Genomic DNA, 12,047 nt, shown 5'->3' on the forward strand with positions numbered 1-12,047 from the left:
CCCCGGGGTGAAACCCGATTGCCCTCGCGAGGCGCGCGCTGCCAAATGGCTGCCCCTGCAATCCGGAGCCCGCCTCATGTTTCGTCGTTCTCTCTTGTGCCTCGCCCTGCTCGGCTTCGCGGCCACCGCCGCCCATGCGCAGGCCTTCCCGAGCAGGCCCATCAAGCTGGTGATTGCCTTCCCCGCGGGCGGCCCGACCGACATCACGATGCGGCAGCTGGCTGAGAACGCCTCGAAGATCATCGGCCAGCAGGTCGTGGTCGAGAACAAGCCCGGCGCCGGCGGCACGCTGCCCGCGCAGGCGCTGCAGACCGCGCCTGCCGACGGCTACACCATCGCCCAGATCCCGCTCGGCGTGTTCCGCCTGCCCTACACGACCAAGATCAACTGGGACCCGGTCAAGGACATCAGCTACGTCATCAACGTCACCGGCTACGCCTTCGGCATCGTCGTACCGGCCGACAGTCCGTTCAAGACATGGAAGGACTTCGTCGCCTATGCCAAGGCCAATCCCGGCAGGCTGACCTATGGCTCGACCGGCAACCTGACCAGCCCCCACCTCACGACCGAGCTGATCGCGCAGAAGGCCGGCATCGAGCTGCAGCACGTGCCCTACAAGGGCAGCGCCGACCTGATGCTCGCCGTGCTCAGCGGCCAGCTGATGGCTGCGGCCGACAGCACCGGCTTCGCGCCGCAGGTGGAGGCAGGCAAGCTGCGCGTGCTCAACACCTGGGGCGAAAAGCGACTGGCCAAGTTCCCCGATGCGCCGACGCTGAAGGAGCTGGGCCTGGACATCGTGCAAAACTCGCCCTTCGGCATCGGCGCGCCCAAGAGTACGCCGCCCGAGGTGGTGAAGAAGCTGCACGACGCCTTCAAGCAGGCGATGGAAGAGCCCAGCTACGTCGCATCGCTGGGCCGCTACGACATGCTGCCCATCTACATGAGCTCGGCCGACTACACGAAGTTCGCCCAGACCACCTTCACGCGCGAGAAGGCACTGATCGAGAAGCTGGGGCTCGCCAAGCCGCAGTGAGCGCCCCGTGACCGAATCGCTGCACGTCGTCTGCCCGCATTGCCACACGACCAACCGCGTGCGCAGTGCGCAGCTGGGGAGCGCGCCCGACTGCGGCAACTGCCACCGGCCGCTGTTCGTTGGCCACTCCACGGCGTTGGACGAAGCCGCCTTCGACCGCCATCTCGGCCGCAACGAGATCCCGGTGCTGGTCGATTTCTGGGCGCCGTGGTGCGGCCCCTGCATCCAGATGGCACCCGCCTTCGAGCAGGCCGCCGCCCGGCTCGAGCCGCTGTTCCGCCTGGCCAAGGTCGACACCGAAGCTGTGCCGGCGCTGGGCGCGCGCTTCGGCATCCGCAGCATTCCCACCTTGGCGCTGTTCAGCGGCGGGCGCGAGATCGCGCGGCAGGCGGGCGCGATGGGTAGCGCCGACATCGTCCGCTGGGCGCAGGCGCAGCGTCGCTAGGCCGCTTCAGCGGCTGTCGAGCAGCGCGGCCGCCACTTGCGCGAAACCGGCGCCGCGCTCGCCGGCGCTGATGTAGCGCGGCAGCGTCGTCAGCTGCGGCTCGAAGCGGCGGATGTTGGCCACGCCCACGCTGTGCGGGAAGCGCTCGAACATCAGCACGTCGTTGGTCGAGTCGCCCACGTAGACCCAGCGATCGAGCTCGGCCCCCAGGTCGCGGCCGAAGAGCTCGCGCACGATCCAGCAGGCGCCGACCCACTTGTTGTGGTCGCCGAACCAGCCGTTGATGTGGATCGAGCTCACCGTCGCGTTCATGCCTTCGGCGCGCATGATCTGCACCGCCTGCGCGATCTGCGCTTCGCCCAGGTGCGCGAATTCGCTGTGGTCGATTGCGATGTCGGTCTCGCGGCCCGGCGAGTCGGTGGCGCGCCTGGCGCCCGACACTTCGCGCTCGACGCGCGCCAGGGCCTGCTGCATGCGTGCGAAGTTGGCGCTGCGCGTCGCGGCATCCTGGCGGTAGCGTTTGTCGAGCGCACCCGACGGTGAAGCCGCGAGCGCCACCGCGCCGTTCTCCGCAACGATCGCATCGACCGGCCAGACCGGCGCGAAGGGCTCGCTCCAGCCCACGGAGCGGCCGGTGATCGCGATCACCGGCAGGCCAGCCGCCTTCAGGTCGTGCAGCGCCTGCAGCGCATCGGACGTGATGGCGCCCTCGGTGGTCAGCGTGTCGTCGATGTCGGTAAGGACGCCTGCGATTTGCTGGCGATCTTCAGTGGGCCATGCGCTCAGTGGGAGCATCAACCGGCCGTTTGAAGTGCAAGCCCCGCATGCTCGCGCAGCGGATGGAAATGGATCCTCGGGAAGCGCTCCTGCGCCAGCCGCACGTCGTAGGGTGAGGTGCAGAGGTAAGCCAGCGTGTTCGCTGCGTCGAGTGCCATGCGCGCCGGGTAGGCGTCGGTGAAGGCTCGCAGCTCGGCCGGCGTGTCGGCCGTGATCCAGCGCGCGCCGGTGTACTGGCAGCCTTCCAGCCGCACGTCGGCGTCGTATTCGGTCTTCAGGCGATGCTGCACCACCTCGAACTGCAGCTGCCCCACGGCGCCCAGCAGCATCGGCCCGCCGACCTCCGGCCGGAACACCTGGATCGCGCCTTCCTCGCCGAGCTGGGCCAGGCCCTGCTGCAGCTGCTTGGTGCGCAGCGGGTTCTTGAGAATCACGGTCATGAAGAGCTCGGGCGCGAAGAAGGGCAGGCCGGTGAACTGCAGCGAGGCGCCGTCGGTGATGGTGTCGCCCAACTGCACGCCCCCGTGGGTGGTGAAGCCGACGATGTCGCCCGCATAGGCCTCTTCCACCGCCTCGCGGCGCTGGCTCATGAAGGTCACGACGCTGGTGGGGCGCAGCTCCTTCGCGGTGCGCTGCACCTTGAGCTTCATGCCCGGCGTGTACTTGCCCGAGGCCATGCGCACGAAGGCGATGCGGTCGCGGTGATTGGCGTCCATGTTGGCCTGCACCTTGAAAACGACGCCGGCGAAGTCCTTGTCTTCTGGCTGGATCTCCTTGACCACCGGCTGCCGGTTGACCAGCGTGGTGCTGGTGCGCGGCTGCGGCGGCGGCGCGAGGTCGACCAGCGCGTCGAGCACTTCCATCACGCCGAAGTTGTTGACGCCGGAGCCGAAGAACACCGGCGTCTGCTTGCCGGCGAGGAAGGCCTCGCGGTCCCAGGTGGGCGAGGCGCCGGTGGCGAGCTCCATGCTCTCCATGGCGGTGTCGAACTCGTGACCGAAGCGCTTCTGCAGCGCTTCGCGCTCGGCCAGCGGCATGGCTTCGAAGTCCTGCGGCAGCCGTTCGCTGCCCGACTCGAACACCGTCATCGCCTGCGTGCGCAGGTTCACGATGCCGCCGAAGCTCTTGCCCTGGCCCACCGGCCAGGTCATCGGCACGCAGGGCATGCCGAGTTCGCGCTCGATCTCGTCGAGCAGCTCCAGCGGCTCGCGCACCTCGCGGTCCATCTTGTTGACGAAGGTGATGATGGGCGTGTCGCGCTGGCGGCAGACCTCGATCAGGCGGCGCGTCTGCGCTTCGACGCCGTTGGCCGCGTCGATCACCATCAGGGCCGAGTCGACCGCGGTCAGCACGCGGTAGGTGTCTTCGGAGAAGTCCTTGTGGCCCGGCGTATCGAGCAGGTTGATCACGTGCTCGCGGTAGAGCATCTGCATCACCGAGCTGGCCACCGAGATGCCGCGCTGCTTCTCGATCTCCATCCAGTCGGAGGTGGCGTGGCGCGAGGCCTTGCGCGCCTTCACCGAACCGGCGATCTGGATCGCGCCGGAGAACAGCAGCAGCTTCTCGGTCAGCGTGGTCTTGCCGGCGTCGGGGTGGGAAATGATCGCGAAGGTGCGGCGGCGGCGGGTTTCGGAGGCGAAGGTCATGGGGGTGAACGCGGAGCGCGCTCACGGGCGCGGGCTGCTGGCGGCAAAGCCCGCAATTTTAACGAGCCGTCACATCGGCGGCGTGAAGCCATTGCGCCCGACCAGCATGCGCAGCGCGGTGGGCTTGCCTTCCTTCACCTGCGCGGTGATCACCACCTTGGCGCCCGGCACCACCAGGGCCGCCTGGTCCGCATTGCCCGGCTTGAAGGTCACGACCGGCGTGCCGCGCGGCACGATGACGGTCTGCTCGCCGTCCTTGTACTTGAGCAGCAGCTTGTGGCCGCCCGGCGCTGAGGACGGCGCCGCTTCGAGCTGCGCCACGGTGGCGTTGGTCATCGTGCTCTGGGGCATCAGGTCCCAGGGGCGAAAGCCTTCGCCGGTCCCGCGCGCGGCCTCCGGAAACACAAGCACTTCCACGGCGCGCTGCGTGCCGTCGGGTTGCGGCACGGCGCCGGCGCCGACGAAGCTGCCCGGCTTGATGTCGGCCAGCGTGAGCGGAATGACTTCTGAGACGTTCATGTCGGCAGGGCGCGCCATCGTGACGGTTTCGCCGCTGCGGTCCTTCACGGTCAGCGAATTCGCATCGGCACGCGCGATGACGCCGCGCACGCGCACGGTTTCCTGCGCCGCCGCCGCGGCGGACAAGGCAATCACGAACGATGCAGCAAAGAGCTTGACTTTGAACATGATGATGGGGCCGCGAGGGCGGCGGTTGAGGGGCGTTGCAGTCTAGGCCGATCCGCAAATCGCCGCTGGCGACGGAAAAGCGGCACGCGCTAAAATGCCGCTTCCGAGGAGCGTTGCAGCGCCGCCAGGCGTGAGGCTCGGACCCCTTCGCAACCACGCTCACCCGCTGTTCTCGCGGTGAGTCTCGTCCCCCGAACACAGCGGCATCATTCAAACTTGTTTTGGAGTCCACATGAGCGCCGTTCTCAAGTCCACCGCCGACCAGGCCATCGCCGATATCTCCCTTGCCGCCTGGGGCCGCAAGGAAATCCGCATCGCGGAAACCGAAATGCCCGGCCTGATGGCCATCCGCGAAGAATTCGCCAAGAGCCAGCCCCTGAAGGGCGCACGCATCACCGGCTCACTGCACATGACGATCCAGACCGCAGTGCTGATCGAAACCCTGCAGGCGCTGGGCGCCACCGTGCGCTGGGCCTCGTGCAACATCTTCTCGACGCAAGACCATGCCGCCGCCGCCATCGCGGCCACCAACACGCCGGTGTTCGCGATCAAGGGCGAGTCGCTCGAAGATTACTGGGACTACACCCACCGCATCTTCGACTTCGGTCCCAAGGGCTCGGCCGGCGAAGGCCCGAACATGATTCTTGACGACGGCGGCGACGCCACGCTCTTGATGCACCTGGGCCAGAAGGCCGAGAAGGACCAGAGCGTGCTGGCCAACCCGACCAGCGACGAGGAGCGCATCCTCTACGCGGCGATCAAGGCCAAGCTGGCCGTCGACGCGACCTGGTACACGCGCAAGTCGGCCGAGATCATCGGCGTAACCGAAGAGACCACCACCGGCGTGCACCGCCTGAACGAGATGAGCGCCAAGGGCACGCTGCTGTTCCGCGCCATCAACGTGAACGACTCGGTGACCAAGAGCAAGTTCGACAACCTCTACGGCTGCCGCGAATCGCTGGTGGACGGCATCAAGCGCGCCACCGACGTGATGATCGCCGGCAAGGTCGCCTGCGTGGCCGGTTACGGCGACGTGGGCAAGGGCTCGGCCCAGGCCCTGCGCGCGCTGAGCGCCCAGGTGTGGGTGACCGAGATCGACCCGATCAACGCGCTGCAGGCCGCGATGGAAGGCTACAAGGTCGTCACCATGGAGTACGCCGCCGACAAGGCCGACATCTTCGTGACCACCACCGGCAACCGCGACGTGATCCGCCACGAGCACATGGCCGCGATGAAGGACCAGGCGATCGTCTGCAACATCGGCCACTTCGACAACGAGATCGCCGTCGCCTCGCTCGAGAAGTACGAGTGGGAAGAGATCAAGCCGCAGGTCGACCACATCACCTTCCCGGACGGCAAGAAGATCATTCTGCTGGCCAAGGGTCGCCTCGTGAACCTGGGCTGCGGCACGGGCCATCCGAGCTTCGTGATGTCCTCGTCCTTCGCCAACCAGACCATCGCCCAGATCGAGCTCTTCACCAAGCCCGATGCCTACCAGGCCGGCAAGGTCTACGTGCTGCCCAAGCACCTCGACGAGAAGGTGGCGCGCCTGCACCTGAAGAAGGTCGGCGCGATGCTGACCGAGCTGACCGACGAACAGGCCGCCTACATCGGCGTGAACAAGAACGGCCCTTACAAGCCGGACACCTACCGCTATTGAGCGGAGCGCGTGCGCGCCGATCAGTTGCTCGTCGAACGCGGCCTGGCCGCCTCGCGCTCGCAGGCCGTGCGGCTGATCGCGGGCGGCCTGCGCTGGCGCGACGGCACGACCTGGCGCGTGGTCGGCAAGAACCGCGACGAGGTGCCGGAGACGGCCGAACTCGAGCTCGTCGATGCGGCCGAGGCGCGCTACGTCTCGCGCGGCGGGCTCAAGCTCGAAGGCGCGCTCGCTGCGAGCGGCATCGACGTGCAGGGCAAGCGCTGCCTCGACGTCGGCCAGTCGACCGGCGGCTTCACCGACTGCCTGCTGCAGCGCGGCGCCGCGCATGTGGTGGGCGTGGACGTGGGCCATGGCCAGCTGCATGCACGGATACGCGAGGATGCGCGCGTGACCGCCGTCGAAGGCGTCAATGCGCGCACGCTCGACGCGTCCGCCTGGGCCGATGCTTCGCCCGACTACACGCATTTCGATCTGATCGTCGGCGATCTCTCGTTCATCTCGCTCACGCTGGTGCTGCCCGCGCTGAAACCGTTTCTCACACCGGCCGGTGAACTTCTGATGCTGGTCAAGCCTCAATTCGAGTTGCAGCCGGGACAGGTCGGCAAGGGCGGCATCGTGCGCGATGCGGCGCTTTTTGCAGTGGTCGAACAGCGCCTGCGCACGGCGTGCGCGGAGCTCGGCCTGCGCGTTGCAGCGTGGTTCGACAGCCCGATCACGGGCGGCGACGGCAACCGCGAATTCTTCATCCATGCCGTTCGTGCGAACGGCGAACCAGGAGCCGGCCGTGCGCCTTCCGTTGAGCTTTGAATTCTTTCCGCCGAAGACGCCCGAAGGCGCGGCCAAGCTGCGCACCGTGCGCCAGCAGCTCTACGTGCGGCAGCCCGAGTTCTGCTCGGTGACCTACGGCGCCGGCGGCTCGACGCACGAGGGCACCTTCGGCACGGTGCGCGAGATCCTCGGCGAAGGTGTCGATGCCGCCTGCCATTTCTCCTGCATCGGCGCCACCCGCAGCACGGTGCGCGAGCAGCTGGCGGAGCTCAAGGCCATGGGCGTCAAGCGCCTGGTCGCGCTGCGCGGCGACCTGCCGAGCGGCTACGGCATGGGCGGCGAGTTCCACTATGCGAGCGATCTCGTCGCCTTCATCCGCGAAGAGACCGGCCGCGATTTCCATATCGAGGTCGCCTGCTATCCCGAAGTGCATCCGCAGGCACGCTCGCCCGAAGCGGACTTGCAGGCCTTCGCGGCCAAGATGCATGCGGGCGCTGACTCGGCGATCACGCAGTACTTCTTCAGCCCCGAGGCCTACTTCCGCTTCGTCGACGAGGCACGCAAGCTGGGGCTCGCGGCGCCGATCGTGCCGGGCATCATGCCGATCACGAGCTCGACCCAGCTGATGCGCTTCTCGGATGCCTGCGGCGCCGAGATCCCGCGCTGGATCCGGCTGCGGCTGCAGGGCTTCGGCGACGACATGGCCTCGATCAAGGCCTTCGGTCTCGACGTGGTGACCGAGCTCTGCGCGCGCCTCGCCAGCGGCGGCGCGCCGGCGATGCACTTCTACACGATGAACCAGTCGGTGGCGACGCTCGCGTTGCTGGAGCGGCTGGGCTGGGACGAATGAGGTCGCGCCGCCTCGCCGGACGGCTGGCGCTCGTCGCCGCCGCCGTCTGGCTGGCGGGTTGCACCACGCCGCGCTCGTCCTCGCCCGGCGAGGGCGCGCAGGGATTGCGGCCGCTGGCGCGGCAGCCCGCGCTGCCGCCCGGCGCGCCGCCGCGTTCGCAGGTGCCTTCGGCGCGCTATGACCTCGCGGGGCCGGGTGCCGACGAATTGCCGGACGACGGCGCACCGGGCGACGCGGGCCCGCGCGAAATCTTCGAGCGCGGCGGCGCTTCCTGGTACGGCATCCAGTTCCACCAGCGCAAGACCGCGAACGGCGAGCGCTTCGACATGACGGAGCTGACGGCCGCGCACAAGACGCTGCCCTTCAACACCCGCGTCTGCGTGCGCAGCCTGGTGAACGGGCGCGAGGTGCTGGTCCGCATCAACGACCGCGGGCCGTATGCCTCGGGCCGCATCATCGACCTGAGCCGTGCCGCGGCCGAATCGATCGGCATGCTGGGGATGGGCATCAAGCAGGTTGCGTTGTCGATCATGGACAAGAACGGCGCGCGCTGTGCCGGCGCGGTGGTCGAGGCGAATGGGGTAGCGGACGCGGCGCCGGCTGCCGAAGCGCCTGCCAAGAAGCCTCCTGCGGCCAGACGAAGCCGCGAAGTGCCGCCGCGCCAGCGGCGCTGAAGCGCGCCGCGGCGGCCGGCTCAGCCGCCACTCTCGAGCGAGGAGGCGGCGTGGCGATCCTGGCCGAGGCGCTGCGCCATCTGCGGCAGCGCGGGCTCGAGCAGCGCCTTCAGCGTGTAGGGCGGATTGATCAGGAACATGCCGCTCGCCGGCAGGCCCGGCCGATGCGTGGCACCCGACGCGTCGGTGACGATCTTGCTCGACTTGACCGTCAGCGTCGCATGCAGCCAGGACTTGCCGGCCTTGGTGGCCAGCGTCTTGAGCCGGCGCGGCAGGTCGTGCGCCTCGGGCCGCGGAATGATCGGATACCACACGGCATAGGTGCCGGTCGCGAAGCGCTTGAGCGCCGCGGTCACGAAATCGAGCACGCGCGCATAGTCGCTCTTGATCTCGTAGCTCGGGTCGCACAGCACCAGCGCGCGGCGCGAGGGCGGCGGCAGGAACTTGGTCGCGCTGCCGAAACCGTCGTCGCGCAGCACCGCGATCTGGCGCCCGGCCTCGAGCTGCGCGATGTTGGCGTCGAGGGTGCGCGCATCGGTCGGGTGCAGCTCGAAGAGCTTGAGCTTGTCGTGCTCGCGCAGCAGGTGGTGCGTGATGAAGGGCGAGCCGGGGTAGATGCGCGCGCCGCCCTTGGGGTTGAAGTCGCGGACCACTTCGAGGTAGCGCGCGAGCGCATCGGGCAGCGGTGCCGCGGCCGCGTCTTTCGCCTCCGAAAGGAGGCGCAGCACGCCCTCGGCGGCCTCGCCGCTGGTGCCCGCGTAGTCGCCGTCGAGCCGGTAGAGGCCGGCACCTGCGTGCGTGTCGACCACCGTCAGGGCCGCCTCTTTTTCGAGCAGGTGGTCGAGCGTGGCAATCAGCACCGTGTGCTTGAGCACGTCGGCGTGGTTGCCGGCATGGAAGGCGTGGCGGTAGCTGAACATGAGAAATAGTGCCTGGAAGATGAACGGGGGAACGCTAGACTCACGCGCCGTAACATTGAATTACAAGAGGGGTCGAGGATGCGAGGAGCAAGCTGGCGATTCTGGGGCCTGTGCGTGGGCACAGCCGTTCTGTCTATTTTGATGGGCTGCGCCTCCGTCACGCACGGCACCACGCAGACCGTGAAGATCGAGACGCTCACCCCGGGCGGACAGACGGTCGAAGGCGCGGAATGCAGGCTTTCCAACGACAAGGGGGAGGCCCTCGGGCTGTCCGGACAGAGCGTGCCCGTGCGGCGCTCGGGCGGCAATCTTTCGATCCACTGCACGCAGGCGGGACAGGCGCCAGCCGTCGGATCGGCCGTTTCACGCGTGAATGCGGGCATGGTGGGCAACGTCCTCATCGGCGGTGCAATCGGCGCCGCGATCGATGTGGGGACCGGCTCGGGTTTCAACTATCCGAGCTGGATGCAACTCGTCTTCGGCGAGGAGCGCACCTTCGACCGCAGCACGCAGCAGGGCGACCAGCCCGTGGCGGGGGTGACCGTGGGCACGACGACCCCGCTTGCCGCCGCCAAGCCCCCCGTGACCGGCACTGTGGTGGCGAAGAAGGATTCCGGCGGCAGCAGCGCCCAAGGCGCTCGCCCGGCGGCGCCCGAGCCGGCTGGTGCGGTTCCCGCATCCGCTGCACGGGTCTCGATGGACGACCTCAGCGCCTTGCTGCCGGCCAAGCCATGACGATGGCAATGAAGAATTCGTTGCGCTGGACCTCGCTGCTCATCGCAGGCGGCTTGGCCACCGGCGGCGCGCAGGCGCTGGAACCCGACGCGCTGTTCGAAAAAGTCTCGCCCGGCGTCTGGACCGTGCGCACCTTCGATGCCCAGGAGCGCCCGCTGCGCGGCGGCAGCGCTGTGGTGGTCGCGCCCGGCCGCCTGGTCACCAATTGCCACGTACTGGCCAAGGCGAGCAGCTTCGTGATTCGGCAAGACAACGTCACCTACGGCGCGACGCTCGAATATCCGGACGTCGAGCGGGACTTGTGCCAGATCAAGGCGGCCAACTTCCGCGTGGCGCCGCTGCAGATCGCACCGGCCGGCGCGGCGCGCGTGGGACAGCGGGTGTATGCCATCGGCAGCCCGCGCGGCTTCGAGAACACCCTCGGCGAGGGGATCCTGTCGGGCCTGCGCGGCGGCGATGCTGCCGACGCCCGCCTGCTGCAGACCACAGCGCCGATTTCTCCCGGCTCGAGCGGCGGCGGGTTGTTCGACAGCGAGGGGCGCCTGGTCGGCATCACGACTTTCGGCGTGCGCGAAGCCGGCAGCCTCAACTTCGCGGTGCCGGCCGACTTCGTCGCGGAAATCCCCGCCCGGGCGCAGGCTGCGATGGCGCGCCGCGCCGAGGGCGGCGACGGCGCGATGGGCCCGCGCGGGTTGACCGATCCCCTTCGTCCCGGCAATGCGCTCGAATATGTACGCACGGACCGACTGACCGGAAACCGTGCTTCGGTTGTCTACCGGCTGGATCGCATCACGGGCGACGAACTGTTCTTCAACATGGGCGGCCGGATCGAGAAGGCGGACGGACGGGTCGTGACAGTCGCTTCTCCGGCCGGCGGGTACTTCGATTCGTCTTCGCCGCCGGGCGGATGGGGTCGCAAGGACATCAAGCCAGGCATGCGCTGGCACCTAGACTATGTCGCGACCACGGGCGAGAAGTGGCGGCACGAACTGGATGCCGTCGTCGTCGGCGAACGATCGATGCGCGTGGACGGAACGGAAGTCCGGGCCGTCCAGATCGCGTACACGGGATGGATCTACGCCTCGTACGGCACCGGCGCCTCCCTGGTCGGGACGCCGTTCGAGGCCACGGCATGGTACGCCCGCGAGCTGGGCCGCGTCGTGCGCTTCGAGGCTCAGCATCGGCGCGGCAATTCGAGCAGCACGAGCGAATCGATCGAACTCGTTCGCGTGATTCGCTAGGGCGCCGGGGCCCCGGATTTGCCCGGCTGGCTCGATTCTTCGTATAATCGTCGGCTTCGCAGCGCTTTTGTGGCCCCGCGGCGAAGCTTCAAAACCCCACCTAAGAGATTCCCGCCAGAGGAACGCCGACCGTGGAAAAGGGCCCGCCAAACCTTCCTTTGCAGGAAAACTCATGACCAAAACGTTCAGCGCCAAGCCCGCTGACGTGACGCACGAGTGGTTTGTGATTGACGCGACCGACAAGGTCCTCGGACGAGTAGCCAGCGAAGTTGCTCTCCGTTTGCGCGGCAAACACAAGGCCATTTACACGCCTCACGTCGATACCGGTGACTTCATCGTCATCATCAACGCAGCCCAGCTGCGCGTCACCGGCGCCAAGCCGCTTGACAAGGTGTACTACCGCCACTCGGGCTACCCGGGCGGCATCACGGCCACCAACTTCCGCGACATGCAAGCCAAGCATCCGGGCCGCGCCCTGGAAAAGGCCGTCAAGGGCATGCTGCCCAAGGGCCCGCTCGGCTACGCAATGATCAAGAAACTCAAGGTGTACGGCGGCGCAGAGCACCCGCATACCGCCCAACAGCCCAAAGTGCTGGAACTGTAAGGAGCCT

The 12,047-nt window shown here is 67.9% G+C and carries 13 protein-coding genes and 1 riboswitch; of the genes, 9 read left to right on the forward strand and 4 right to left on the reverse strand.

Translation table 11 applies throughout. The annotated features are described in order from the left end of the window. Positions 1–76: 76 nt before the first annotated feature. Both ACSQ89_RS04720 and trxC read left to right on the forward strand, forming a co-directional pair. The gene (locus ACSQ89_RS04720; RefSeq protein ID WP_093109506.1) at positions 77–1,033 is read left to right on the forward strand and encodes a tripartite tricarboxylate transporter substrate binding protein; all 957 of its coding nucleotides are present in this window, start codon (positions 77–79) and stop codon (positions 1,031–1,033) included. Between the two features lie 7 nt (positions 1,034–1,040). Continuing rightward, positions 1,041–1,478, forward strand: a complete 438-nt coding sequence (gene trxC, locus ACSQ89_RS04725; RefSeq protein ID WP_436293786.1) for a thioredoxin TrxC — start codon at positions 1,041–1,043, stop codon at positions 1,476–1,478. A 6-nt stretch (positions 1,479–1,484) separates the two neighbouring features. On the opposite strand, the gene ACSQ89_RS04730 is transcribed toward trxC, so the two are convergent. From ACSQ89_RS04730 to ACSQ89_RS04740, 3 genes are all read right to left on the reverse strand, one after another. Next, a complete protein-coding gene (locus tag ACSQ89_RS04730) occupies positions 1,485–2,273 on the reverse strand; it encodes an HAD-IIB family hydrolase (protein ID WP_436293785.1) in 789 nt (262 codons plus the stop codon). Beyond that, positions 2,273–3,901, reverse strand: coding sequence for a peptide chain release factor 3 (locus ACSQ89_RS04735; protein ID WP_436296100.1), 1,629 nt, complete (start codon positions 3,899–3,901; stop codon positions 2,273–2,275). The genes ACSQ89_RS04730 and ACSQ89_RS04735 overlap by 1 nt, the downstream gene beginning before the upstream one ends. A 69-nt stretch (positions 3,902–3,970) precedes the next feature. Next, entirely contained in the window at positions 3,971–4,588 is a 618-nt protein-coding gene (locus ACSQ89_RS04740) for a hypothetical protein (RefSeq protein ID WP_436293783.1), read from the reverse strand. Between the two features lie 100 nt (positions 4,589–4,688). Further along, positions 4,689–4,756: riboswitch (S-adenosyl-L-homocysteine riboswitch) on the forward strand. Positions 4,757–4,820: 64 nt separating this feature from the next. Here ACSQ89_RS04740 and ahcY point away from each other — a divergent pair. From ahcY to ACSQ89_RS04760, 4 genes are read left to right on the forward strand one after another with little or no spacing between them, the layout of a single operon-like run. Beyond that, a complete protein-coding gene (gene ahcY / locus ACSQ89_RS04745) occupies positions 4,821–6,248 on the forward strand; it encodes an adenosylhomocysteinase (protein WP_093109511.1) in 1,428 nt (475 codons plus the stop codon). Positions 6,249–6,257: 9 nt separating this feature from the next. Next, a complete protein-coding gene (locus ACSQ89_RS04750) occupies positions 6,258–7,055 on the forward strand; it encodes a TlyA family RNA methyltransferase (protein WP_436293782.1) in 798 nt (265 codons plus the stop codon). Then, on the forward strand, positions 7,033–7,866 hold the full coding sequence (gene metF, locus ACSQ89_RS04755; protein WP_093109604.1) for a methylenetetrahydrofolate reductase [NAD(P)H]: 834 nt from the start codon (positions 7,033–7,035) through the stop codon (positions 7,864–7,866). Before ACSQ89_RS04750 ends, metF begins: the two co-directional genes overlap by 23 nt. Continuing rightward, entirely contained in the window at positions 7,863–8,540 is a 678-nt protein-coding gene (locus ACSQ89_RS04760) for a septal ring lytic transglycosylase RlpA family protein (RefSeq protein ID WP_093109513.1), read from the forward strand. The genes metF and ACSQ89_RS04760 overlap by 4 nt, the downstream gene beginning before the upstream one ends. Positions 8,541–8,560: 20 nt before the next feature. Here the strand turns inward: ACSQ89_RS04760 and ACSQ89_RS04765 are convergent, their stop codons facing one another. After that, a complete protein-coding gene (locus ACSQ89_RS04765; protein WP_436293781.1) occupies positions 8,561–9,460 on the reverse strand; it encodes a 23S rRNA (adenine(2030)-N(6))-methyltransferase RlmJ in 900 nt (299 codons plus the stop codon). Positions 9,461–9,574: 114 nt separating this feature from the next. Here ACSQ89_RS04765 and ACSQ89_RS04770 point away from each other — a divergent pair, with 114 nt between their 5' ends. The 3 genes from ACSQ89_RS04770 (at position 9,575) to rplM (ending at position 12,040) form a co-directional block, all read left to right on the forward strand. Then, positions 9,575–10,195 carry a hypothetical protein gene (locus ACSQ89_RS04770; RefSeq protein ID WP_436296101.1) on the forward strand — a complete coding sequence of 207 codons (621 nt, stop codon included), beginning with the start codon at positions 9,575–9,577 and terminating at the stop codon, positions 10,193–10,195. An 8-nt stretch (positions 10,196–10,203) separates the two neighbouring features. Continuing rightward, the gene (locus tag ACSQ89_RS04775; RefSeq protein ID WP_436296102.1) at positions 10,204–11,436 is read left to right on the forward strand and encodes a S1C family serine protease; all 1,233 of its coding nucleotides are present in this window, start codon (positions 10,204–10,206) and stop codon (positions 11,434–11,436) included. Between the two features lie 172 nt (positions 11,437–11,608). Further along, complete coding sequence (rplM, locus tag ACSQ89_RS04780) at positions 11,609–12,040, forward strand: 50S ribosomal protein L13 (RefSeq protein WP_028249522.1); 432 nt, start codon at positions 11,609–11,611, stop codon at positions 12,038–12,040. The last annotated feature ends 7 nt before the right edge of the window (positions 12,041–12,047 follow it).

Source organism: Variovorax sp. LjRoot175, assembly GCF_964253805.1.
In the GTDB taxonomy this organism is placed as follows: Bacteria; Pseudomonadota; Gammaproteobacteria; order Burkholderiales; family Burkholderiaceae_C; genus Variovorax.